The sequence below is a fragment of the Limimaricola sp. AA108-03 genome (assembly GCF_050847355.1).
Taxonomy (GTDB): domain Bacteria; phylum Pseudomonadota; class Alphaproteobacteria; order Rhodobacterales; family Rhodobacteraceae; genus Limimaricola.
The window spans coordinates 1510705-1532537 of the sequence record NZ_CP193755.1; the positions used below are offsets into that span (position 1 = coordinate 1510705).

The following is a 21833-nucleotide window of genomic DNA, read 5'->3' on the forward strand; positions in this document are numbered from 1 at the left end:
TCAGCGGCCCGTGCCGGTCAGGAGCGTCGGCTGTTCCTCAAGATCCTCGGGGTGGCCGCGATCGGTCGGCGTGACGAGGCCCGCCGAGATCACCAGTTTGGCCGCGTCCTCGACCGTCATGTCGAGCACGATCACGTCGGCGCGCGGCAGGAACAGCAGGAAGCCCGAGGTCGGGTTCGGCGTGGTCGGCAGGAACACCGTGACGATGTCGCCATCGGTGGGCAGCTTGCGCGCCACCTCACCCTTGGCGGTGGTCGAGATGAAGGCCAGCGCCCAGAGCCCCTTGCGCGGATACTCGATCAGGCAGGCCTGGTCGAAGCTGGTCTCGGTCTGGGCGAACACCGTCTCGGCGATCTGCTTGAGCCCCGAATAGACCGAGCGCACCACCGGCATCCGACCGACCAGGCTTTCGCCCATGCGGATCAGGCTGCGCCCGACGAAGCCCTTGGCCAGCGCGCCGACCAGAAAGGTGAATAGGATGAAGAAGATGACGCCGACGCCGCGCAGGTTGATGCCGATATACTGCTCAGGGTTGAATCGGTCGGGCACGAAGGGCAGCACCCAGCCGTCGATCCAGCCGACCACGGCCCAGATCAACCAGACGGTCAGGCCGATCGGCGCGATGACGACGACACCGGCGATGAAGTTGTTGCGCAGGATGCCGATCAGGCGACGGCGCCGCGGCGGTTCGTTCGGATTGGGCGGCAGGATCGGCGGGCGTGTCACGGGGGGCTCGTCCTAATAGCGCGGGGCTGCTGCCTATCTAGGCTCCCGCGCGGGTCCCGGCAATGGGGCACGCGCGGGCCGGGGCTCAACCCCGTCGCTTGCCCAGCGCCACGGCGATCGCCGCGCCGAGCCGCGCATTGTTGAGCACCAGCGCGATGTTCGCCTCGAGCGAACGGCCGTCGGTCAACTCGAAGATCCGGCCCAGCAGGAACGGCGTCACCGCCTTGGCGGCGATGCCTTGCGCCTCGGCCTCCGACAGGGCCTGCTCGATCACCGGACGCAGTTCTTCGGCCGGGATTTCTGCCTCCGACGGGATCGGGTTGGCGACCAGCTGGCCGCCCTCTAGCCCCATCGCGGCGCGCATCCGAGCGGCGTCGGCAATCTCGGCGGCGCTGTCCATCCTGAGCGGAGCTGGCATCTCGGAGGTCGCGGACCAGAAGGCCGGCAGCACGTCCTGCCCATAGGCCATCACCGGCACGCCGAGTGTTTCCAGCACCTCGAAGGTCTTGGGCAGGTCGAGGATCGCCTTGGCGCCCGCCGCCACCACGGTCACCGGGGTCTTGGCCAGCTCGTGCAGATCGGCCGAGATGTCGAAGCTGTCCTCGGCGCCGCGATGCACGCCGCCGATGCCACCCGTCGCGAAGACCTCGATGCCCGCGAGCCGCGCCGCGATCATCGTCGCGGCCACCGTGGTCGCGCCGTCGCCGCCGCGTGCGAGGCAGGCCGCGAAATCGGCGCGCGACAGCTTGGCCACGTCCCGCGCCTGTCCCAGCCGGTCGAGCTGCTCGTCGGTCAGGCCGACATGCAGGCGACCACCCAGCACCGCGATGGTGGCTGGTACAGCACCATGGGCCCGGATCTCGGCCTCGACCCGGCGTGCCGTTTCGACGTTTTGCGGAAACGGCATGCCGTGGGTGATGATCGTGCTTTCGAGCGCGACGAGCGGACGGCCCTCGGCGCGCGCATCGGCAACCTCGGGTGAATATTGGATATCGATCACAGCGGGTTGTCTCCGGATACGTAGGTGGCGGCGGCGGTCAGCGCACGCGCGAGCGCCGCCTCGGGGGCCATGCCCTCGGCCTCGGACGCGATATGCGCCGCCATGAAGGTATCGCCCGCGCCGGTGACGCGGGTGACGAGCACCTCGGGCGGGGCTTGGGTGAAGATGGCTTCGGCCGTGGCCACGGTCGCGGCGCGCCCGCCATCGGTGACGAGGGCGCGATGCGCGCCACGCGCGACCAGCGCGCGGGCCGCGGCCTCGGAGGTCTCGAATGGCTCGTGGCACAGGAGCCCCGCCTCCTCGAGATTGACGTAGAGCGTCGCCGTCGGGTGGCCCATCAGCGCCAGTAGCCGCTCGGCCTTGCCGGGGCTGGCCGGGGCCACGCGCAGATCGGCGCGGGCGAAGAGCGGCGACCGGGCGATCTGCGCCAGTAGGTCGGTGGTCAGGTTGCCATCGAGCGCCACCAGACCGGTCCATGGCGCCTCGGTCGAGCCCAGTCGCCCGTCCGCCAGCGGGCGCAGAATCTTGTCGCCCGCCTGTTCGAGCGAATGCGCGTCGGCGATGGCGGCGATCAGGCCGTTGGCGCCCTCGATCGCCATGTAGATGTCGGTGGGCAGGTCGTCGGAGCGGTAGAGGTGATCCACCTCCATGCCCATGCGCGCCGCCTCGGCGGCCAGCTCATCGCCCTCGGCATCGCGGCCCAGCGCGCTCAGAAGAGACGGGCGCAGCCCGAACCGCACCAGCGTCATCGCGATGTTCATGGCGACGCCGCCGGGGAGCCGGTGGATGCGGCCGGGGACGTCGGAGCCCACGCGCATGTGGCTCGCGGTGCGGCCGATCACGTCCCATAGCACGGAGCCGATGCACAGGATGTCAGGTGTCTTGTTCATGGGCTCCGGTCTGCCGCAGCCCCGCGCCCCGGTCAATCGGGGATGGCGAAGGTCAGCGCCGCCCAGAGGCTTTCCCAGACGGCACCCGTGGTGACCGCCATGGCGTTGTCGGGTTCGCGCAGCACCACCGCGTTGACGAGATAGTCGTGCCCCGGCACGACTGGAAGCCGCGCCACGCCCTCTGCATCGGTGCGGTGCAGCGTTAGCTCGACGTCGCCATCGGCATCGCGGGCGAAGAGTTCGACCTGCGCGTCGGCGCGGGGCGCGTCATCATAGAAGAGCTGGACCCGCAGCCCCTGGGAGGGGTCGTCGGTATAGGGGTTGTCCAGCGCCACCAGCTCGGTCGCGAGGCCGAGACGGCTATCCGCACCTGCCGCCGCGCCGATGCCGAACAGGGCCTTGGAGTAGCGCGTGAAGACCTCCTTGAAGCCAATCTCTGGCAGGCCCCGCGCGGCGTGATCGTCCGCGACCGACCCGAGATCCTTGTGCGCGACGAAGCGCTCGAACACCGCCCGATCGTCATATGTCACGATGCTCGGCTTGGAGACGTAGGACGCGACCAGCAGCCCTTCCTCGGGGGCGGACATGTCGAGCGCGGGGCGGGCACCGAGCCGCCCCTCGACCGGGCGCGTCTCGCCGTTCATGTGCAGCTCGAAGCTTTCGAAGCGCTGCGGCAGGTAGGCGTAACGAATGCCCTCGAAGAGGTCGCCGTTGACAAGCTCGGCCCTGACCATATCGTCCGCCGCGATCTGCCATTCGAGCGGTTCGATCCAGAATTCATGCGCCGCGACAGGCGTGGACAGCAAGAAAAGGCAGGCAGTTATGACGCGCATTCGACGCCTCCCGGTATTCGAGGGCAGGGTGATCCTCGGCCTCGTATTGTCAAGCATCGCGATATTCTGGGCGGCCTTGGCGACGGCGCATGAGGTGCTGCCCGCCATCGCCGACATGGAGCGGCGCGGCGATCGGCTCGACTTCGTGGTCGAGACGCCGCTCGAGGGGTTCGTCGCCGGGATCGACCTCGGCGAAGTGGCCGATACCGACGCCGCCCCCGAGGCCGAGGCCGAAAGCTATGACGCGTTGCGCGCGCTCGACCCCGAGGAGATGGAGGCGCGGTTCCGCGCCTTCTGGCCCGAGATGGCCGCAGGGATCGATATCCTCGTCGACGGGGCCCGCGTCGCGCCCGAGCTGGAGGCGGTCGAGGTGCCCGCGCCTGGCGACGTGTCGCTGCCGCGCTCGGCGCTGCTGCGCTTTTCCGCGCCGCTGGCGGCGGAAGCGCAGACGGTCCAGATTGGATGGGATGCGGCTTATGGCACGCTGGTGCTGCGCCAGCAGGGGGTCGAGGCGCCCTATGACGGTTACCTGGAAGGCGGCGCGCTGTCCGATCCGATCCGCCTGTCGGGCGGCGATCAGGCCAGCGGCTGGCAGTATTTCCTTCGTTACATCCCGGTCGGCTTCGACCACATCCTGCCCAAGGGGCTCGATCATATCCTCTTCGTGCTGGGGCTGTTCTTCCTCGCGGCGCGCCTCAAGCCGTTGCTGTGGCAAGTCTCGGCCTTCACGCTGGCGCATACGGTGACGCTGGCGCTCGCGGCTCTGGGCTACGTCTCGGTGCCCGCCGCGATCGTCGAGCCGTTGATCGCCGCCTCGATCGCCTTCGTGGCGCTGGAGAACATCTTCTTCCCGCGCCTCGGCCTCTGGCGGCCGATCGTCGTCTTCGGCTTCGGCCTGCTGCATGGCCTTGGCTTCGCGAGCGTTTTGGGCGAATTCGGCCTGCCCGCGGGCTCCTTCGTCCCGGCGCTGATCGGTTTCAACATCGGCGTCGAGCTGGGACAGCTCACCGTGATCGCCATCGCCTTCCTCGTGGTCGGGCTGGCCTGGAAGCGCGACTGGTACCGCCAGGTCGTCGCCATCCCGGCCTCTGCGGCGATCGCCCTGATCGGCGCATACTGGGTGGTCGAGCGGACGATGCTCTGATCCCGGCGGTCAGCGCATGAAAAAAGGCGGCGACCATATCCGGTCGCCGCCCTTTCTCGTTCTTGCGAACCGCGCCTCCTAGCGCTCCGGCATCAGGCCCTTGGGACTGAAGCGCAACACTGCCAGCAGGATGATCCCCATGGTCATCAGCCGCATCTGCGCCGCCGAATCCGTGAGATGCGCCCGGAGCCAGCTGTCCGGCGACATGCCCGAGGTGATCAGCTCCATCGCCCAGAGGCCGAGCGGTTCGACCATCACCCAGAGCCACCAGATCAGGAAGCCGCCCAGCACCGCCCCGTAATTGTTGCCCGAGCCGCCGACGATCACCATCACCCAGACGAGGAAGGTGAAGCGCAGCGGCTGGTAGGAGCCGGGGGTGAGCTGGCCGTCCAGCGTGGTCATCATCGCGCCGGCGATGCCGCAGACGGCCGAGCCGAGGATGAAGACCTGAAGATGCCGCGCGGTGACGTTCTTGCCCATGGCAGCAGCGGCGACCTCGTTGTCGCGGATCGCGCGCATCATCCGGCCCCAAGGTGAGGCCAGCGCCCGCTGGGCGAGGAACAGGATCGCGATCAGGACCACGGCGAAGAGGCCGGAATAGAGGATCTTGACCCAGAGCGTCGAGGCGGTGACCGGGTCGAGCCCGTAGCCCGCGGCGGCCTCGACGAAGCCCGGATCGCGCTGCAGATCGACCTCGTAGGGCACGGGCCGGGGCAGGCCGACCACGTTCTTGACGCCGCGCGACAGCCAGTCCTCGTTCTTGAGAACTGCGATCACGATCTCGGCGATGCCCAGCGTCGCGATGGCGAGATAGTCCGAACGCAGGCCCAAGGCCGCCTTGCCGATGATCCAGGCGGCACCGGCGGCCAGAAGACCACCCACCGGCCAGGCGATGATGATCGGCAGGCCAAGCCCCCCCAGATAGCCCGAGAGCGAGGGGTTTATCGCCTCGATCGCGTTCACCGCCGGATCGAGCGACGCGCGGAACAGGAAGAAGCCGCCGATCAGCAGCGCCAGCATCACCAGCGCGCGCATCCGCCCGCCGATCTTGCGTTTCCAGACCTGCACGGCCGCGACGAGGATCGCGGCGCCCAGCGCCAGCGCGCCCAGAAGCCGCAGCCCGCCGGCGTTCCAGCCCTCGGCCACGGGCGGCATCGACACCAGCACCGCCGCGAGGCCGCCGAGCGCCACGAAGCCCATGACGCCGACGTTGAACAACCCGGCAAAGCCCCATTGCAGGTTCACGCCGAGCGACATGATCGCCGAGATCAGCCCCATGTTGAGGATCGTCAGCGCCAGGTTCCAGCCCTGAACGAAGCCGGTCAGGACGATCAGCAGCGCCATCCCGGCATAGAGAAGATAGCCACGCGCGGTCATACGGACTGTCCCTTGAAGAGGCCGGTGGGCTTGAACAGCAGCACGATGATCAGGATCGCGAAGCTCACGGCGAATTTGTAGTCGGTGGAGAGAAGCTGCACGAGGCTAGAAGGCTCGAGGTTCTCAGGCAGCAGGTATTCCAGCACCTTCTTCCAGGCGTAGGTGACCAGCACCTCGGAGAAGGCGATCACGAAGCCCCCGGCGATCGCGCCCAGCGGGTTGCCGAGGCCGCCGACGATGGCGGCGGCGAAGATCGGCAGCAGCAGCTGGAAATAGGTGAAGGCCTTGAACGACTTGTCGAGACCGTAGAGGACACCCGCCGTGGTCGCGAGCGCCGCGACGATCAGCCAGGTGACGGCGACGACGCGCTCGGGGTTGATGCCCGACAGCAGCGCCAGATCCTCGTTGTCCGAGAACGCCCGCATCGATTTGCCGGTGCGGGTCTTGTTGAGGAACCAGAACAGCAGCGCCACGGCGATCGCCGCCGTGATCAGCGTGATCAGCGTGGTCGAGCGGATCGCGAGGCCCTCGTCGAGGCCGGTCATCTCCCGGAACTGGCGCGCGTTGATCACGAAGCGGGCGCCGTCGGCGAAGTTGACGTCGCCGACGCCGATGATGAAGCGCACGAGGCCGTTCATCACGAACATCACCCCGATCGAGACGATCACCAGCACCACCGGCGCGGCCTTCTGCTTGCGATAGAAGCGATAGACCGCGCGGTCGGTGCCCAGAAGCAGCAGCCCGGTGATGGCGATGCCGACGGGCAGTGCGATCAGCGCGGTCGGCAGGAAGCCGAAGCTGATACCCATCGATTGCAGACCCCAGGTGACGAGGATCGTCGCCATCGTGCCGAAGGCCATGGTGTCGCCATGGGCGAAGTTGGAAAACCGCAGGATGCCGTAGATCAGCGTCACGCCGAGGGCGCCGAGCGCCAGCTGCGCGCCATAGGCGGCGCCGGGGATCAGCACGAAGTTCGAGAGCGCGACGATGGCGTTGAGGATATCGGTCATGTCTCAGCCCCCCAGGAAGGTGCGGCGCACCTCGTCATCGGCCATCAGCTCGGCCCCGGTGCCGGTATAGGCGTTGCACCCCTGCACCAGCACGTAGCCGGTGTCGGCGATCTCGAGCGCCTGACGGGCGTTCTGCTCGACCATCAGGATGGTGATCCCGGCGCGGGCGACCTCGATGATCCGGTCGAACAGCTCGTCCATGACGATGGGCGACACGCCCGCCGTCGGCTCGTCGAGCATCAGCACCGAGGGCTGGGTCATCAGTGCCCGACCTACCGCGACCTGCTGGCGCTGGCCGCCGGACAGCTCGCCCGCCGCCTGCCGGCGCTTGTCGCGCAGGATCGGGAACAGGTCGTAGACCTGCTCGATGGTCGGGCGGATGTCGTCGCGGCGCAGGAAGGCGCCCATCTCGAGGTTCTCCTCGACCGTCATCGACGGGAAGATGTTCGAGGTCTGCGGCACGAAGGCCATGCCCTTGGCGACGCGGTCCTGCGGGCTCAGATGGGTGATGTCCTCGCCGCCGATGCGAACGGAGCCCGAACGTAGGTTCAGCATGCCGAACACGGCCTTCATCGCGGTCGATTTGCCGGCGCCGTTGGGGCCGACGATCACCGCGATCTGGCCCTTGTCGACCGAGAGCGTGCAGCCATGCAGGATGTCGGCGCCGCGCCCGTAGCCGCCGGTCATCGCCTCGCCGATCAGATGCGGCTCAGCCATGGCGCGTCACCATTGTGTATATACGCAAATTTCGTCCCCTCATGCCGTCTCACCGACGGTCTTGTTCTTGAGCCCGGTGCCGAGATAGGCCTCGATCACCGCCTCGTTCTTCATGATGCTGTCGGCCGAGCCCTGGGCCAGCACCTTGCCCTCGGCCATGACGATCACCGGGTCGCAGAGGCGGCCGATGAAATCCATGTCGTGCTCGATCACGCAGAAGGTATAGCCGCGCTCCTTGTTGAGCCGGATGATCGCGTCGCCGATGGTGTTCAGAAGCGTCCGGTTCACGCCCGCGCCGACCTCGTCGAGGAACACGATCTTGGCGTCGACCATCATCGTGCGGCCCAGCTCCAAGAGCTTTTTCTGGCCGCCCGAGAGGTTGCCCGCACGCTCGTCCGCAAGATGCGAAATCGTCAGGAATTCAAGGACCTCATCGGCCTTCTTCGCAAGCTCCCGCTCCTGGGCGGCGATCTTGCCGCGACCGAACCACGCGTTCCACAGCGTCTCGCCATGCTGGCCCTCGGGGACCATCATCAGGTTCTCGCGCACCGTCATCGAGGAGAACTCGTGCGCGATCTGGAAGGTGCGCAGCAGCCCCTTGTGGAACAGCGCGTGCGGCGGCAGGCCGGTGATGTCCTCGCCATCCATGGTGACGCGGCCCGATGTCGGTGGAAGTCTGCCCGCTATCACGTTGAACAGCGTGGTCTTTCCGGCGCCGTTGGGGCCGATGAGCCCGGTGATCGAGCCGGTCTCGATCTTGAGGCTCGCCCCATCAACAGCATGAAAACCGCCAAAGTGGCGGTGAAGGTTCTCGACGGTGATCATTGGTCCCCGATCGGCCCGGTTTCCCTTGCTTTTCAGGGGTCTGGGCCATGTTATTGTTACGGGATGCGCCGCGCGCCTGGAGGCGCGCGGCGCGATGGGCTCAGCGGAAGCCGACGGTCTCGATCGCGCCGTCGCGGATCTCGATCTCCTTGAAGGTGCCGGCGCTTTCGCCCGGCTCGATCAGCTCGACGGCGGTGGCGCCGACATAGTCGATCTCCTCGCCGGCCTCGATCAGCTCCAGCGCCTTGGCCAGTTCGCCCGGCAGGATCTGCTCGCCCGGGGCGTTGGCGATGTCCATGATCTCGCCCGCGTAATCGGCGGCCGAGGTCGAGCCGGCCTTGGCCATGGCGAGGATCATCAGCGCCGCGGCGTCGTAGCTTTCGCCGGTATAGATGCCGGTCGGGTTGATGCCCGCCTCGGTCGCCATCTCCTGGAAGATGGCCGAGCCTTCGCTATCGGAGCCCGGCAGCTGGCCGAACGAGCCGGTGAGGCCGTCGCCGAGATCGTCGACGATCTGCTGACCGATCATGCCGTCGGGCAGCACGAAGGTGTCGAAGGCGCCACTGTCGAGCGAGGCCTGGATGATGCCCTTGCCGCCCTGGTCGGTGTAGCCCGCGACGACGAGCACTTCGCCACCTGCGGAGGCGAGCGAGGCGACCTCGGCCGAGTAGTCGGCCTTGCCATCCTCATGCGCGGCCGAGATGGTCACGGTGCCGCCAGCGGCTTCGAAGGCCTTCTGGAAGCTGTCGGCGAGACCCTTGCCGTAATCGTTGTTGGTGTAGGTCAGCGCGACCTCGGAAATGCCGCGATCCATGATCACCTGGGACATGATCTCGCCCTGGCGCGCGTCGGAGGGCGCGGTGCGGAAGAACATGCCGTCATCCTCGGCCTCGCTGAGCGCGGGCGAGGTGGCGGAGGGCGAGATCATCACCACGCCGTTGGCGCGGGCGACGTTCTGTAGGATCGCGCCGGTGACGCCCGAGCAGTCCGCGCCCATGATGCCGGCGACGCCGTCGGTGGTGACAAGACGCTCGGCCGCGGCGGTGGCGGCGGCGCTGTCGATGCAGGTGCTGTCGGCGCGCACGGCCTCGATCTGGGTGCCATCCATGAAGGCGCCGGATTCATTGACTTCGTTGATCGCGAGCTCGGCGCCGCCCGCCATGTCGGGGGTGATCGACTCGAGCGGTCCGGTGAAGCCCAGGATGATGCCGATCTTGACCGGACCCATGTGGCTTTCGGCCATGGCAGTGCCCGCGACGAGCGCGGTCGCGGCGGAAGCCAGCAGCAGTTTCTTCATCTTCGTCTCCCTGACGATTGATTATTATGAAGGCAGGCTAGACCCCGCTCATGCGAAAAGAAAGTGGTTGCGCAAACTTGCCGTAGCGCCAAGGACGCGCCGTTCCGGGCTGCGATATGCTTGCCACGGCCCGACTCCCGCTGTGCGAGAAACCGCGTCCTTTTCTGCGCTTTGCGGTGGCGGAACTCAGCTCGCCGCGGGCCGCGCGCCGTGGCTGCCGCGCTCGCGATAGGGCGTGGTCTGGTAATGCGCGCGATAGCATTTCGAGAAATGCGAGGGGCTGGCGAAGCCGCAGGCCAGCGCCACGTTGATCACGCTCATGTCCGTCTGCATCAGCAGGTTGCGGGCCCGGCTCAGGCGCAACTCCATATAGTAACGCTTGGGGCTGCGGTTCAGGTAGCGGCGGAACAGCCGCTCCAGCTGCCGCGTCGACATGCCCGCCCGCTCGGCGAGGATCGCGGGGCTCACCGGGTCCTCGATCGCCTTCTCCATCGCCTGGATCACCTGGGCGAGCTTGGGATGACGCACGCCGATCCGGGTCGGCGTCGAGAGGCGCTGCGTGTCCTGATCGGTGCGGATCGCGGTATAGATCAGCTGGTCGGCCACTGCGTTGGCGAGGTCCTCGCCGTGATGATCGGCGATCAGCTTGAGCATCAGGTCGATCGAGGCGGTGCCGCCGGCGGTGGTGATGCGGTTGCCGTCGATCACGAAGACCGACCGGGTCAGCGTCACCTCCTCGAACTCCTCGGCAAAGCTGTCCTGGTTCTCCCAATGGATCGTGGCGCGCTTGCCGTCGAGCAGCCCGGCCTTGGCCAGCGTGTAGCCCGCCGTGCACAGCCCGCCCATCACCGCGCCGCGCCGCGCCTCGCGCCGCAGCCAGTTCAACATCCGCTTGGTGCTGGCCGCCTGCACGTCGATGCCGCCGCAGACCATGACCATGTCGTCACGTGTCAGCTCGTCGAGATCCATGTCCAGCTTGAACACCGTGCCGTTGGAGCAGGTGGCGGTCTCGCCGCCATCGCCGGCCAGAACCCAGCTGTAGATCTCGCGACCGGCCATGCGGTTGGCGATCCTGAGCGCTTCCACGGCACAAGCAAAGCAGAGCATGGTGAAATTCGGCAGCAGCACGAAGACGAAGCGCCGAGTCCGGATCTGGTCGCCGGAGGGCAGGGGGATTGTCTGGATTTCGACTGTCATGGCGCGCCTGCGAAGCCCGCGGCGCCGTGCCGCGTTCGTTTCGAACGAAACAGGTTTGCTCGTCCGCATCAAGAGGCGCGGTCCGGTCGCGTGAGAGGCGTGTTCCAAGTCATGGATGGGCCAAGGACATGCCGCAAAGCGGCATTTCGCGTTGGCCCTGCGCGTCATGCGCGCTATAGAGGCCGCCGAGATCCCCGAAGCCTCCATGGGAGCGAAGACCATGACCGAGTGGAAAAAGGCCGATTGGCGCGCCAAGCCGCGGGTGCAGATGCCCGATTATACCGACGCGGAGCGTCTCTCCGCCGTCGAGGCGCGTCTTGCCTCCTATCCGCCGCTGGTCTTTGCGGGCGAAGCGCGCCGCCTCAAGTCCAAGCTGGCCGCCGCCGGGCGCGGCGAAGCTTTCCTGCTGCAGGGCGGTGATTGCGCCGAGAGCTTCGCGGCGTTCAACGCCGACCATATCCGCGACACCTTCAAGGTGATGCTCCAGATGGCCGTGGTGCTGACCTTCGGCGCCAAGGTCGAGGTGGTGAAGGTCGGCCGCATGGCCGGCCAGTTCGCCAAGCCGCGCTCCGCGCCGACCGAGACGGTGAACGGCGTCGAGCTGCCCTCCTACCGCGGCGACATCATCAACGGCTTCGACTTCACCCCCGAGGCTCGGATCCCCGAGCCCGAGCGGATGCTGCAGGCCTACACGCAGGCCGCCGGCACGCTGAACCTGCTGCGCGCCTTCTCGACTGGCGGCTATGCCGACGTGCACAAGGTCCACGCCTGGACGCTCGGTTTCATCGGCGCGCCCGAGGCCGAGAAGTACCGCGACATGGCCAACCGCATCACCGACGCGCTCGACTTCATGGAGGCCGCCGGTATCCGTGACGAGGCCGCGCATGCGTTGCAGACGGTTGAGTTCTTCACCTCGCACGAGGCGCTGCTGCTGGAATACGAGGAGGCGCTGACCCGCGTCGACTCCACCTCCGGCAAGTGGCTCGCGGGGTCGGGCCACATGATCTGGATCGGCGACCGCACCCGCCAGCCCGACGGCGCGCATGTCGAGTTCGCCAGCGGCGTGCAGAACCCGATCGGCCTGAAATGCGGCCCCTCGATGACCACAGGTCACCTCAAGGCGCTGATGGCCAAGCTGAACCCGCGCAACGAGGAAGGGCGGTTGACGCTGATCGCGCGCTTCGGCGCGGGCAACGTGGCCGAGCATCTGCCGCGGCTGATCAAGGCGGTGCAGGAAGAGGGCGCCAAGGTGACCTGGTCCTGCGACCCGATGCACGGCAACACGATCAAATCCTCCTCGGGCTACAAGACCCGGCCCTTCGAGAGCGTCCTGCGTGAGGTGCGCGAGTTCTTCGGCGTGCACAACGCCGAAGGCACGATCCCCGGCGGCGTGCATTTCGAGATGACCGGCGCCGACGTGACCGAGTGCACCGGCGGCGTCCGCGCCGTCACCGACGAGGATCTCTCGGATCGCTACCACACCGCCTGCGATCCCCGCCTCAATGCCTCGCAGTCGCTGGAACTGGCCTTCCTTGTGGCCGAGGAGCTGTCGGCGCGGCGCGCCGGGATGCAGACCGCCGCCGCGGTCTGACGTCACCTGCCGGAGTTCGGAAAAGGGGAGCCTCGGGCTCCCCTTTTTCTTGGCCGAATGCCGGTGTTTCAGCGGTCGGGGTCGTAGGTCTCGTTCGATACGACGAGCCGCAGATGCGCTCGCGTATCGCGCGTTTGCAGTGGCGGCGCCCCGATCCGCGCCGGCCCGGCAAGACCGAAGCGACGCGTCCGCCCGGGCGGCAGGTCATGCAACAGCGCCCCGATCATCTGCGGCGCGGCGCCGAGCCTGTGCCGCAGGGGCAGCAGCGCCAGCCCGCCGATCCGGCCGGACCCGCCGTCGGCCAGCAATGGCACCCGGCAGGGGTGCAGTTCCGCAAAGCACCGCTCCAGCAGCGCCGAGAGCCGCACGTGATCGGCGCGTCGGAACAGGCGCGACAGCGGCAGGCCGCGCGCCTCGGTGCCGACGACCTCGCACAGCGCCCGTCCAGCCACCCGCAGCCGGGCCTGTCCCGGCGCGATCCGGTCGAGCACGAAGGCACCGGGAAGCGCCGCGCCGATGCGGTCCGGGTCGATCTCGTCGCGCGATGGCGGCAGGCCGCGAAGCGCGAGGCTGCGCCAGTAGCGCTCCAGCTGCGTCAACCGCGCCGCCGCGTCATTGCCGGTCGGGACTGTCTCGTCACGCATTTCCATCCGAGTCCTCCACGATTTCGCCTCGTTTCCGCCATGATCTTACGGCGCGGCGGTCCGTTGGGCGCTTAATATCGGGTAAACTGATTAACGCGTGCCGGGGCCGCTCTTGCCCAGCGGGCGCGATCCGCCTAGTCCCGACGGACCGGAGCGGCACATCACGGGAGCAGCGGACACCATGCAAAGGCGCGGCCTACTCATCATCCTTTCCTCGCCCTCCGGCGCCGGGAAGTCGACGCTGGCGCGGCGGCTGCGCGACTGGGACCCGACGCTGGGCTTTTCGGTCTCGGCCACGACCCGCGCGCCGCGTCCCGGCGAAACCGACGGCGTCGATTACCACTTCGTCACCGAGGAGCGGTTCAAGCATCTGGTGGCCGAGGGCGAGATGCTCGAGCACGCACGCGTCTTCGAGAACTATTATGGCAGCCCGCGCGGCCCGGTGGCCGAGGCGACCGAGGCCGGACGCGACGTGCTGTTCGACGTCGACTGGCAGGGCGCGCAGCAGATATCGAACAGCCGCATGGCCGACCAGGTGCTGTCGATCTTCATCCTGCCGCCCTCGATCGCCGAACTGCACCGCCGTCTCGTCGGCCGGGCGCAGGACAGCGCCGAGGTGATCGAGCGGCGCATGCTCAAGAGCTGGGACGAGATCAGCCATTGGGACGGCTACGACTACGTGCTGGTCAATGACGACCTTGACGCGACCGAGGCGCGGCTCAAGATCATCATCGAGGCGGAGCGCCTGCGCCGCAGCCAGCAGCCCTGGCTGCTCGACCATGTCCGGTCGCTGCAGGCTGAGTTCGAGGAGAGATCATGACCCTGTATTCGCTCGACGGCGAGGCCCCCGAGATCGATGCGACCGCATGGGTCGCGCCCGGCGCGCATGTGATCGGCCGGGTGACGCTGGCCCCCGGCAGCTCGGTCTGGTTCGGCACCACGATCCGCGGCGATAACGAACGCATCACGCTGGGCGAGAACACCAATGTGCAGGAGAACTGCGTGCTGCACACCGACATGGGCTTTCCGCTCGAGATCGGCGCGGGCGTCACGGTGGGCCACAAGGCGATGCTGCACGGCTGCACGATCGGCAAGAACTCCCTGATCGGCATGGGCGCGACCGTGCTCAACGGCGCGAAGATCGGCCGCGACTGCCTGATCGGCGCGGGCGCGCTGATCACCGAGGGCAAGGAGATCCCCGATGGCAGCCTGGTGATGGGCGCGCCGGGCAAGGTGATCCGGCAGCTTGATGCGGACGCGATCGAGAAGCTGCGGCAATCGGCGCTGAACTACCGCGACAACGCCGCGCGCTTCCGTGACGGGCTCGCGGCGCTCTAGATCCGTCCAGCGCCGGGCTGCGGCGCGCAGCTCAGCCGCACCTCGAGTTCCGGCACCGCCGCGGCGATCTCGTCTCGTACCATCGCGGGATCGGGCAGGGCGCCGGCGATGATCCGGTAGCTGCCGCGATAGCCCAGCTCCACGAGGCGCCAAGCCACTTCGAGCGCGTCGAAACCCGGGCCGCTCAGCGCCGAAAGCACGATGCCCGGAGACATTTTCCTGAGGATTTCGGAATCCAGCACTTCGAAGCCGCAGCGGGTGGCCGGACTTCCGGCTCCGCCGATCGGTCGCGTGCCGTTGCCGCCGGTGATCAGGAGCATCGCAAGGTCCTGATCGTTCGGTCTGGCGGTGATTTCGAGCATCGAGCAATTCCGGAATTCGGGGAGGGCGTTGCACCCGTGGCGCGGTGTCGCAGCCCCGCATACTGCGGTGCGGCGGGAAATGAAACGGGAAATTGGCTTTTCGTACAGGTTGGGACTGTGCCGGATGGCGATCGCGCGCTACGACCGCGATATGAACACCTCCTTGCTCGAATCTTTTGCAGGCGCCCTGCCGATCCCCGTGCTGCTCATCGACCCGAGCGAGCGGATCGCAGCGGCGAACCCGCCCGCGCTGCGGCTCTTCGGCGCCGCCCAGGTCGGTCGGCACTACATCACCGCGCTGCGCCAGCCCGCCGTGCTCGACGTGGTCGAGGCCTGCCTGCGCGACGGGGTGACGGGGCAGGCGCGCTATCTGGGGCGCGAGGGCAGCCGCGACACCAGCTGGACCGTGACGGCGGGGGCGGTGGCGCTGCCGCACGGGCGCGGCGCGGTTCTGAGCTTCGAGGATATCACCGCCGTCGAGGCGGCCGAGGCGATGCGCCGCGATTTCGTCGCCAATGTCAGCCACGAACTGCGCACGCCGATCACCGCGCTCTCCGGCTTCATCGAGACGCTGCGGGGGGCCGCGCGCGACGACCCGGCGGCGCGCGAGCGGTTTCTGTCGATCATGGAGCGCGAGGCCGGGCGCATGTCGCAACTGGTGGCCGACCTGCTGTCGCTCGGCCGGGTCGAGCAGGAGGAGCGACAGCGCCCCACCGGAACCGTCGATCTCTCGGCGCTGGTCGCGCAGGTGGCGGCGCTTCTGGAACCGGTCGCGGCGCGCGACCGCGTGCGCATCCGTCTGGAACTGCCCGAGGCGCCGGTCGCCGTGCCGGGCGACGAGGAACAGCTCAGACAGGTGCTGAGCAACCTCGTCGGCAACGCCATCAAGTATGGCGGCGCCGATCGCGACGTGACGCTGTCGCTGGGCGCGCCGGCCCAACACCGGGAACTGCGCGGGCCCGGCGTGCGGCTGAGCGTCACCGACCAGGGCGAGGGCATCGCCCCCCATCATATCCCGCGTCTGACCGAGCGCTTCTACCGCGTCGACTCGCACCGTTCGCGCGCGGTCGGCGGCACCGGTCTGGGCCTCGCCATCGTCAAGCATATCGTGAATCGTCATCGCGGCAGGCTCAGGATCGAGAGCGCGCCGGGGCAGGGCAGCAGCTTCTCCGTGATCCTTCCGGCCTCCTGACCCCTTGCCGCATGGTCATCCGAGCTAGATCGCCGGGTGTCATGAAAGTTTTACACAACTGTCACAAAACCGAGTTCCCGGGGGCCTAGTTGGGCCGCAACGGAGCGCCGGTAGGGGCTCCGGGGGAATGAATAACAGGAGCGATCCATGTCCTTCGTCAAGCTGACCGCCTCGAGCGCGGCCCTCATTGCCGCCACCGCCGGCTTCGCCACGGCCCAGAGCCGCGACAACGTGCAGGTCGCCGGCTCCTCGACCGTGCTGCCCTATGCCTCGATCGTGGCCGAGGCCTTTGGCGAGAACTTCGACTTCCCGACCCCGGTGGTGGAATCGGGTGGCTCCTCGGCCGGCCTCGCGCGCTTCTGCGAGGGCGTGGGCGAGAACACCATCGACATCGCCAACGCGTCCCGCGCGATCCGCGAGGGCGAGGTCGAGAGCTGCGCCGCCAACGGCGTGAACGAGATCATCGAGGTGCGGATCGGCTATGACGGCATCGTCTTCGCCTCCGACATCGACGGCGAGACCTTCGCCTTTACCCCGGCCGACTGGTATCAGGCGCTGGCCGCCGAGATCCCGCAGGACGGCGCCATGGTCGCCAACCCGAACGCCTCCTGGGCCGACGTGAATGCCGAGCTGCCGGATCAGGAGATCCTGGCCTTCATCCCGGGCACCAAGCACGGCACCCGCGAGGTGTTCGAGGAGAAGGTGCTGCTCGCGGGCTGCGAGGAGACCGGCGCCTACGAGCAGATCCTCGAGATCAATGGCGGCGACGAGGATGCGGCCGAGGCGGCCTGCATGGAGACCCGCACCGACGGCGTGTCCGTGGACATCGATGGCGACTACACCGAGACCCTGGCCCGCATCGAGGCCAACCCGCAGGGCATCGGCGTCTTCGGCCTGTCCTTCTACGAGAACAACACCGACAGCCTGCAGGTCGCGACTATGTCCGGCGTCGAGCCCTCGACCGAGACCATCGCCAGCGGTGAATACCCGGTGTCGCGCCCGCTCTACTTCTACATCAAGAAGGCGCATCTGGGCGTGATCCCCGGCCTGCAGGAATTCGCCGAGTTCTTCGTCGCCGACGAGATCGCCGGCCCCGACGGCCCGCTCTCGGCCTACGGTCTCGTCGCCGATCCCGAGCTTGCCGCGACGCAAGAGGCCGTCGCCAACGGCACCACCATGGACGCGATGTAACCCAGACGTTATCGGAACGGGGCGGCGTCAGCGCCGCCCCCACCGGCGCCTCCGGGTGCAAGACAGACAGACACCGCCCGGCCCGACGCGACCCCGCTTCGGGCCTCGACAATTGAAGGCCCTGCCATGACCCCGTCCTGGATCGCCCTGATCGTTCTGGCCATCGCCGCCGCCGGCTTCGTGCTGGCCCGCGCAAGGGCGCAGGCGGCGGCACGCCGCGAGGCGCGCAGGCTCCATTCCCTTCCGAATTACTATGGCTGGACCGCGGCGATCTATGCCGCCGGTCCCGCGCTGCTGCTGCTCGCCATCTGGCTCGTGGCCCAACCCATCGCCACCCGCAGCCTGACCTGGCCGGTGCTCGCCGCCGAGGCGGGCGAGAACGCCGTGCCGTCGCTGATGATGGCCGATGTGCAGCGCCTCGCCTCCGGGCTCGACGCGGCGGTCGCGACCGGGCGCCTGAGCGCCGATGAGGCGCGCGCCCTGCCGCCCGAGGAACTGCGCGCCGCCATGGCCGCCCAGGGCGTGGCGCTCGGCTCCGAGGTGACGCCGGCCACCCGCGACGCTGCGCTGCGCTGGCGCCGCCTGTCGGGCACCGGCGACCTCATGCGTGGCATCGTGGTGATCGGTCTCGCCTTGGCGGGGGCGGCCTGGGGCGTGTCCCGGGCCAGGCCCGATTTCCGCGCCCGCAACGCGGTCGAACAGGCGATGCGCGGCGTGCTGGTCTCGGCCGCGCTGCTCGCGATCCTGACCACGGTCGGCATCGTGCTGGCGCTGATCTTCAACACCATCGAGTTCTTCCGCCTCTACCCGGCGGCCGAGTTCTTCTTCGGCACCACCTGGAGCCCGAGCTTCGGCGGCGGCTCCGAGCTGGGCATCCTGCCGCTGCTCTGGGGCACGCTCTACATCTCGATCATCGCGCTGCTGGTGGCGGTGCCGATCGGTCTTTTCGCCGCCATCTACCTTGCCGAATACGCGCATCGCAACGTGCGGTCCTGGGCCAAGCCGATGCTGGAGATGCTCGCCGGCATCCCGACCATCGTCTACGGCCTGTTCGCATTGCTGACCGTCGGCCCGCTGCTGGTCGAGGCCTTCGGGCGCGGCGGCTATCTGGGCCTGGGCTGGATGCAGGGCGGCACGGCGGTGATGACCGCCGGTCTGGTGATGGGCATCATGCTCATTCCCTTCGTCTCCTCTCTCTCGGACGACATCATCAACGCCGTGCCGCAAAGCCTGCGTGACGGCAGCCTCGGCCTCGGGGCGACCCGCTCCGAGACGATCCGTCAGGTGGTGCTGCCCGCAGCGCTGCCGGGCATCGTCGGCGCGGTGCTGCTGGCAGCATCCCGCGCCATCGGCGAGACGATGATCGTGGTGCTCGGGGCAGGGGCCGCGGCCCGGCTGTCGATGAACCCGTTCGATGCGATGACCACGGTGACTGCCAAGATCGTGAGCCAGCTCACCGGCGACGCCGATTTCTCCTCGCCCGAGGCGCTGGTCGCCTTCGCCCTCGGCATGACCCTCTTCGTGATCACGCTGGCGCTGAACGTCGTCGCGCTGTGGATCGTGCGCCGCTACAGGGAGCAATACGAATGACCGATATCCCGCAACCCGGCGCGACCCCGGTCGAACGTCCCGTGCCCAAGGGCGACTCGCTGCTCGTCACGGATGCGCGCACGAAGCGACGCAACCGCGCCGAGCGCCGCTTCAAGGCCTACGGCATCGCGGCACTCGGTGTTGGCATGGCGTTCCTCGTGGCGCTGCTCTGGGCGATCCTGTCGAACGGGCTGACCGCCTTCACCCAGAGCTACGTGCAGCTCGACGTGCCGCTGCTCGAGGAAAAGCTCGACAAGGACGGCGACCGCGACCCGGCCAAGATCGCCAAGGTATCGACCTTCGGCTATGCGCCGCTGATCGAGGCGGGGCTGGTGGATCTGGTCGAGAAGACCGGGGTCGAGACCGAGCTCGCGCCCAAGGCGTTGACCAAGATCCTGTCGTCTTCGGCGGCTGCGCAGCTGCGCGACCGGGTGCTCGCCAACCCGGATCTGATCGGCCAGACCGTCTCGGTCGAGCTTCTCGCCTCGAGCCGCGTCGACGGCTATCTCAAGGGCCGCGTCAGCCGCGCCAGCCTCGCGCGCGACAAGAACCTCGACGCCGAGCATCTCGACCTGATCGACGCATGGCGCGATGCGGGGCTGGTCGAAAAGCGCTTCAACTGGGATTTCATCACCGGGGCCGACGCCTCGGATTCGCGCCCAGAGCAGGCGGGCATCGGCGTCGCGATGCTGGGCTCGCTGTTCATGATGCTGGTGGTGCTGATCCTGTCGCTGCCGATCGGCGTCGCGGCCTCGATCTATCTCGAGGAATTCGCGCCGCAGAACCGGCTCACCGACATGATCGAGGTCAACATCTCGAACCTCGCCGCCGTCCCGTCGATCGTCTTCGGCATCCTCGGCCTCGCGGTGTTCATCCAGTTCATGCACCTGCCGCAGTCCGCGCCGCTGGTCGGCGGTCTGGTGCTGACGCTGATGACGCTGCCCACCATCATCATCTCCACCCGCGCGGCGCTCAAGGCGGTGCCGCCCTCGATCCGCAACGCGGCGCTCGGCGTCGGTGCGTCGAAGATGCAGGCGGTGACGCATCACGTGCTGCCGCTGGCGATGCCCGGCATTCTCACCGGCACCATCCTCGGCCTCGCGCAGGCCTTGGGCGAAACCGCGCCGCTCTTGCTGATCGGCATGGTGGGTTACATCGCGACCAACTATCCCGACGGCGTGGCCGAGGGCTTTCTTGCCCCGAACTCGGCGATGCCGGCGCAGATCTACGAATGGGCCAAGCGGGCCGATCCGGCCTTCTACGAGCGCGCCTGGGGCGGCATCATCGTGCTGCTGGTGTTCCTGCTGGCCATGAATCTCATCGCGGTGCTCCTGCGCCGCCGCTTCGAGCGGCGCTGGTGAGCGCTCAAAGGGCAGGGGGCCCGGACATGAACGACATGCGAACCATGGACAACACCGTGTTGAACGAGACCAAGATCACCGCGCGCGACGTGCATGTGCATTACGGCACCACCCACGCGATCAAGGGCGTCGACGTGGACATCGCCGACCGCACCGTCACCGCCTTCATCGGGCCGTCGGGCTGCGGCAAGTCGACCTTCCTGCGCTGCCTGAACCGGATGAACGACACGATCCCCGGCGCCGTGGTCACCGGCGAGATCAAGATCGACGAGGCCGACATCTACGACCCGCGCGTCGACCCGGTGCAACTCCGCGCCAAGGTCGGCATGGTGTTCCAGAAGCCGAACCCGTTTCCGAAATCGATCTACGACAACGTGGCCTACGGCCCCAAGATCCACGGGCTGGCGAAGAACAAGGCCGAACTCGACGAGATCGTCGAGAAGGCGCTGCGCCGCGGTGCGATCTGGGACGAGGTCAAGGACCGGCTGCACGCGCCCGGAACCGGGCTCTCCGGCGGCCAGCAGCAGCGGCTCTGCATCGCCCGTGCCGTGGCGACCGAACCCGAGATCCTGCTGATGGACGAGCCGTGCTCGGCGCTCGACCCGATCGCCACGGCGCAGGTCGAGGAGCTGATCGACGAGCTGCGCCAGAACTTCTCGGTGGTGATCGTCACTCACTCGATGCAGCAGGCCGCGCGGGTGAGCCAGCGCACCGCCTTCTTCCATCTGGGCAACCTCGTCGAATACGGCGAGACCGGCAAGATTTTCACCAACCCCGAGGACAGCCGCACCGAGAGCTACATCTCGGGCCGGATCGGGTAAGGGAGCTAGGACCATGCAGGAAAAGCAGCACATCGCCTCGGCCTTCGACCGCGATCTCGAATCGATCCAGGCGCTGATCCTGAAGATGGGCGGCCTCGTCGAGGCGGCGATCATCGACGGCGCCCAGAGCCTCGCCGACCGCGACATCGAGAACGCCGAGCGGGTCCGGCGCGGCGACAAGGCGATCGACGCGCTCGAGGAGCAGCTCAACGAGGAGGCCGCCCGCGTCATCGCGATCCGCGCCCCGGTGAGCCGCGATCTGCGGGTGATCCTGTCGGTGCTGCGGCTGGCCGCCAGCCTCGAGCGGATCGGCGACTATGCCAAGAACATGGCCAAGCGCACGAGCGTTCTGGCCGAGCTGAGCCCGATCGAGGGCTCGGACGCCGCGCTCAAGCGGATGGCCCGCGAAGTGCAGAACATGCTCAAGGACACGCTCGACGCCTTCGTCAACCGCGACGCGACGCTGGCGCATGAGGTGCTGCTGCGCGACCAGGACGTGGACCAGATGTACAATGCGCTGTTCCGCGAGTTCCTGACCCACATGATGGAGGATCCGCGCGCCATCACGGCCTGCATGCACCTGCATTTCATCGCCAAGAACATCGAGCGGATGGGCGATCTGGTCACCAACATGGCCGAGCAGGTGATCTATCTCATCACCGGCCAGATGCCCGACGAAGATCGCCCGAAGGGCGACAACACCTCCTACGTGGCAAGCCCGGAGTGA

General features: G+C 67.9%; 22 protein-coding genes. 10 read left to right on the forward strand and 12 right to left on the reverse strand.

Features of this window, described 5'->3' with window-relative positions:
• From ACRAQ3_RS07410 to ACRAQ3_RS07425, 4 genes are all read right to left on the reverse strand, one after another.
• Positions 1 to 726, reverse strand: a complete 726-nt coding sequence (locus tag ACRAQ3_RS07410) for a DUF502 domain-containing protein (protein WP_432256197.1) — start codon at positions 724 to 726, stop codon at positions 1 to 3.
• An 85-nt stretch (positions 727 to 811) separates the two neighbouring features.
• Positions 812 to 1726 carry a pseudouridine-5'-phosphate glycosidase gene (locus ACRAQ3_RS07415; protein ID WP_432256198.1) on the reverse strand — a complete coding sequence of 305 codons (915 nt, stop codon included), beginning with the start codon at positions 1724 to 1726 and terminating at the stop codon, positions 812 to 814.
• Complete coding sequence (locus ACRAQ3_RS07420) at positions 1723 to 2616, reverse strand: PfkB family carbohydrate kinase (RefSeq protein WP_432256199.1); 894 nt, start codon at positions 2614 to 2616, stop codon at positions 1723 to 1725. The genes ACRAQ3_RS07415 and ACRAQ3_RS07420 overlap by 4 nt, the downstream gene beginning before the upstream one ends.
• 32 nt (positions 2617 to 2648) lie before the next feature.
• Positions 2649 to 3422: a DUF4198 domain-containing protein gene (locus tag ACRAQ3_RS07425; protein WP_432256200.1), complete on the reverse strand. Its 774-nt coding sequence runs from the start codon at positions 3420 to 3422 to the stop codon at positions 2649 to 2651.
• A gap of 16 nt (positions 3423 to 3438) precedes the next feature.
• Between ACRAQ3_RS07425 and ACRAQ3_RS07430 the strand changes: the two genes are divergently transcribed.
• A complete protein-coding gene (locus ACRAQ3_RS07430; RefSeq protein ID WP_432256201.1) occupies positions 3439 to 4593 on the forward strand; it encodes a HupE/UreJ family protein in 1155 nt (384 codons plus the stop codon).
• Positions 4594 to 4671: 78 nt separating this feature from the next.
• Here the strand turns inward: ACRAQ3_RS07430 and ACRAQ3_RS07435 are convergent, their stop codons facing one another.
• The 6 genes from ACRAQ3_RS07435 to ACRAQ3_RS07460 all read right to left on the reverse strand — a co-directional run bounded on the left by ACRAQ3_RS07435 (position 4672) and on the right by ACRAQ3_RS07460 (position 11016).
• On the reverse strand, positions 4672 to 5970 hold the full coding sequence (locus ACRAQ3_RS07435; protein ID WP_269396318.1) for a branched-chain amino acid ABC transporter permease: 1299 nt from the start codon (positions 5968 to 5970) through the stop codon (positions 4672 to 4674).
• The gene (locus tag ACRAQ3_RS07440) at positions 5967 to 6980 is read right to left on the reverse strand and encodes a branched-chain amino acid ABC transporter permease (protein WP_269396319.1); all 1014 of its coding nucleotides are present in this window, start codon (positions 6978 to 6980) and stop codon (positions 5967 to 5969) included. Before ACRAQ3_RS07440 ends, ACRAQ3_RS07435 begins: the two co-directional genes overlap by 4 nt.
• Positions 6981 to 6983: 3 nt before the next feature.
• Complete coding sequence (locus ACRAQ3_RS07445; RefSeq protein ID WP_269396320.1) at positions 6984 to 7697, reverse strand: ABC transporter ATP-binding protein; 714 nt, start codon at positions 7695 to 7697, stop codon at positions 6984 to 6986.
• A 39-nt stretch (positions 7698 to 7736) separates the two neighbouring features.
• Entirely contained in the window at positions 7737 to 8522 is a 786-nt protein-coding gene (locus tag ACRAQ3_RS07450) for an ABC transporter ATP-binding protein (RefSeq protein ID WP_432256202.1), read from the reverse strand.
• Positions 8523 to 8622: 100 nt separating this feature from the next.
• On the reverse strand, positions 8623 to 9819 hold the full coding sequence (locus ACRAQ3_RS07455) for an ABC transporter substrate-binding protein (protein WP_269396322.1): 1197 nt from the start codon (positions 9817 to 9819) through the stop codon (positions 8623 to 8625).
• A gap of 186 nt (positions 9820 to 10005) precedes the next feature.
• Positions 10006 to 11016 (reverse strand): GlxA family transcriptional regulator, encoded by a 1011-nt coding sequence (locus tag ACRAQ3_RS07460; protein WP_269396323.1) that lies wholly within the window; start codon positions 11014 to 11016, stop codon positions 10006 to 10008.
• 220 nt (positions 11017 to 11236) lie between these two features.
• On the opposite strand from ACRAQ3_RS07460, the gene ACRAQ3_RS07465 reads away from it, so the two are divergent.
• Positions 11237 to 12607, forward strand: a complete 1371-nt coding sequence (locus ACRAQ3_RS07465; RefSeq protein ID WP_269396324.1) for a class II 3-deoxy-7-phosphoheptulonate synthase — start codon at positions 11237 to 11239, stop codon at positions 12605 to 12607.
• Positions 12608 to 12675: 68 nt separating this feature from the next.
• Here the strand turns inward: ACRAQ3_RS07465 and ACRAQ3_RS07470 are convergent, their stop codons facing one another.
• On the reverse strand, positions 12676 to 13251 hold the full coding sequence (locus ACRAQ3_RS07470) for a PAS domain-containing protein (RefSeq protein WP_432256203.1): 576 nt from the start codon (positions 13249 to 13251) through the stop codon (positions 12676 to 12678).
• Between the two features lie 181 nt (positions 13252 to 13432).
• On the opposite strand from ACRAQ3_RS07470, the gene gmk reads away from it, so the two are divergent.
• The gene (gene gmk / locus ACRAQ3_RS07475; RefSeq protein WP_269396326.1) at positions 13433 to 14071 is read left to right on the forward strand and encodes a guanylate kinase; all 639 of its coding nucleotides are present in this window, start codon (positions 13433 to 13435) and stop codon (positions 14069 to 14071) included.
• Positions 14068 to 14589 (forward strand): gamma carbonic anhydrase family protein, encoded by a 522-nt coding sequence (locus ACRAQ3_RS07480; RefSeq protein WP_432256204.1) that lies wholly within the window; start codon positions 14068 to 14070, stop codon positions 14587 to 14589. The genes gmk and ACRAQ3_RS07480 overlap by 4 nt, the downstream gene beginning before the upstream one ends.
• Here ACRAQ3_RS07480 and ACRAQ3_RS07485 read toward each other — a convergent pair.
• Positions 14586 to 14909: a hypothetical protein gene (locus ACRAQ3_RS07485; RefSeq protein ID WP_432256205.1), complete on the reverse strand. Its 324-nt coding sequence runs from the start codon at positions 14907 to 14909 to the stop codon at positions 14586 to 14588. The two genes, ACRAQ3_RS07480 and ACRAQ3_RS07485, sit on opposite strands and share 4 nt — an antisense overlap.
• A 166-nt stretch (positions 14910 to 15075) precedes the next feature.
• On the opposite strand from ACRAQ3_RS07485, the gene ACRAQ3_RS07490 reads away from it, so the two are divergent.
• From ACRAQ3_RS07490 to phoU, 6 genes are all read left to right on the forward strand, one after another.
• Positions 15076 to 16143: an ATP-binding protein gene (locus ACRAQ3_RS07490; protein ID WP_432256206.1), complete on the forward strand. Its 1068-nt coding sequence runs from the start codon at positions 15076 to 15078 to the stop codon at positions 16141 to 16143.
• A gap of 147 nt (positions 16144 to 16290) precedes the next feature.
• Positions 16291 to 17334 (forward strand): substrate-binding domain-containing protein, encoded by a 1044-nt coding sequence (locus ACRAQ3_RS07495; RefSeq protein ID WP_269396329.1) that lies wholly within the window; start codon positions 16291 to 16293, stop codon positions 17332 to 17334.
• Positions 17335 to 17460: 126 nt separating this feature from the next.
• A complete protein-coding gene (pstC, locus tag ACRAQ3_RS07500; RefSeq protein ID WP_269396330.1) occupies positions 17461 to 18924 on the forward strand; it encodes a phosphate ABC transporter permease subunit PstC in 1464 nt (487 codons plus the stop codon).
• Positions 18921 to 20285, forward strand: a complete 1365-nt coding sequence (gene pstA / locus ACRAQ3_RS07505) for a phosphate ABC transporter permease PstA (RefSeq protein ID WP_432256207.1) — start codon at positions 18921 to 18923, stop codon at positions 20283 to 20285. The genes pstC and pstA overlap by 4 nt, the downstream gene beginning before the upstream one ends.
• 26 nt (positions 20286 to 20311) lie before the next feature.
• Positions 20312 to 21106 carry a phosphate ABC transporter ATP-binding protein PstB gene (pstB, locus tag ACRAQ3_RS07510; protein WP_269396332.1) on the forward strand — a complete coding sequence of 265 codons (795 nt, stop codon included), beginning with the start codon at positions 20312 to 20314 and terminating at the stop codon, positions 21104 to 21106.
• Between the two features lie 13 nt (positions 21107 to 21119).
• Positions 21120 to 21833: a phosphate signaling complex protein PhoU gene (gene phoU / locus ACRAQ3_RS07515; protein WP_432256208.1), complete on the forward strand. Its 714-nt coding sequence runs from the start codon at positions 21120 to 21122 to the stop codon at positions 21831 to 21833.

Bases quoted from the DNA above. Each gene is read 5' to 3' on its own strand.
- ACRAQ3_RS07420 (WP_432256199.1), bottom strand. From the start codon at position 2,616: ATGAACAAGACACCTGACATCCTGTGCATCGGCTCCGTGCTATGGGAC.
- ACRAQ3_RS07430 (WP_432256201.1), top strand. From the start codon at position 3,439: ATGACGCGCATTCGACGCCTCCCGGTATTCGAGGGCAGGGTGATCCTC.
- ACRAQ3_RS07435 (WP_269396318.1), bottom strand. From the start codon at position 5,970: ATGACCGCGCGTGGCTATCTTCTCTATGCCGGGATGGCGCTGCTGATC.
- ACRAQ3_RS07440 (WP_269396319.1), bottom strand. From the start codon at position 6,980: ATGACCGATATCCTCAACGCCATCGTCGCGCTCTCGAACTTCGTGCTG.
- ACRAQ3_RS07445 (WP_269396320.1), bottom strand. From the start codon at position 7,697: ATGGCTGAGCCGCATCTGATCGGCGAGGCGATGACCGGCGGCTACGGG.
- ACRAQ3_RS07450 (WP_432256202.1), bottom strand. From the start codon at position 8,522: ATGATCACCGTCGAGAACCTTCACCGCCACTTTGGCGGTTTTCATGCT.
- ACRAQ3_RS07455 (WP_269396322.1), bottom strand. From the start codon at position 9,819: ATGAAGAAACTGCTGCTGGCTTCCGCCGCGACCGCGCTCGTCGCGGGC.
- ACRAQ3_RS07460 (WP_269396323.1), bottom strand. From the start codon at position 11,016: ATGACAGTCGAAATCCAGACAATCCCCCTGCCCTCCGGCGACCAGATC.
- ACRAQ3_RS07465 (WP_269396324.1), top strand. From the start codon at position 11,237: ATGACCGAGTGGAAAAAGGCCGATTGGCGCGCCAAGCCGCGGGTGCAG.
- ACRAQ3_RS07470 (WP_432256203.1), bottom strand. From the start codon at position 13,251: ATGCGTGACGAGACAGTCCCGACCGGCAATGACGCGGCGGCGCGGTTG.
- gmk (WP_269396326.1), top strand. From the start codon at position 13,433: ATGCAAAGGCGCGGCCTACTCATCATCCTTTCCTCGCCCTCCGGCGCC.
- ACRAQ3_RS07480 (WP_432256204.1), top strand. From the start codon at position 14,068: ATGACCCTGTATTCGCTCGACGGCGAGGCCCCCGAGATCGATGCGACC.
- ACRAQ3_RS07485 (WP_432256205.1), bottom strand. From the start codon at position 14,909: ATGCTCCTGATCACCGGCGGCAACGGCACGCGACCGATCGGCGGAGCC.
- ACRAQ3_RS07490 (WP_432256206.1), top strand. From the start codon at position 15,076: ATGGCGATCGCGCGCTACGACCGCGATATGAACACCTCCTTGCTCGAA.
- ACRAQ3_RS07495 (WP_269396329.1), top strand. From the start codon at position 16,291: ATGTCCTTCGTCAAGCTGACCGCCTCGAGCGCGGCCCTCATTGCCGCC.
- pstC (WP_269396330.1), top strand. From the start codon at position 17,461: ATGACCCCGTCCTGGATCGCCCTGATCGTTCTGGCCATCGCCGCCGCC.
- pstA (WP_432256207.1), top strand. From the start codon at position 18,921: ATGACCGATATCCCGCAACCCGGCGCGACCCCGGTCGAACGTCCCGTG.
- pstB (WP_269396332.1), top strand. From the start codon at position 20,312: ATGAACGACATGCGAACCATGGACAACACCGTGTTGAACGAGACCAAG.
- phoU (WP_432256208.1), top strand. From the start codon at position 21,120: ATGCAGGAAAAGCAGCACATCGCCTCGGCCTTCGACCGCGATCTCGAA.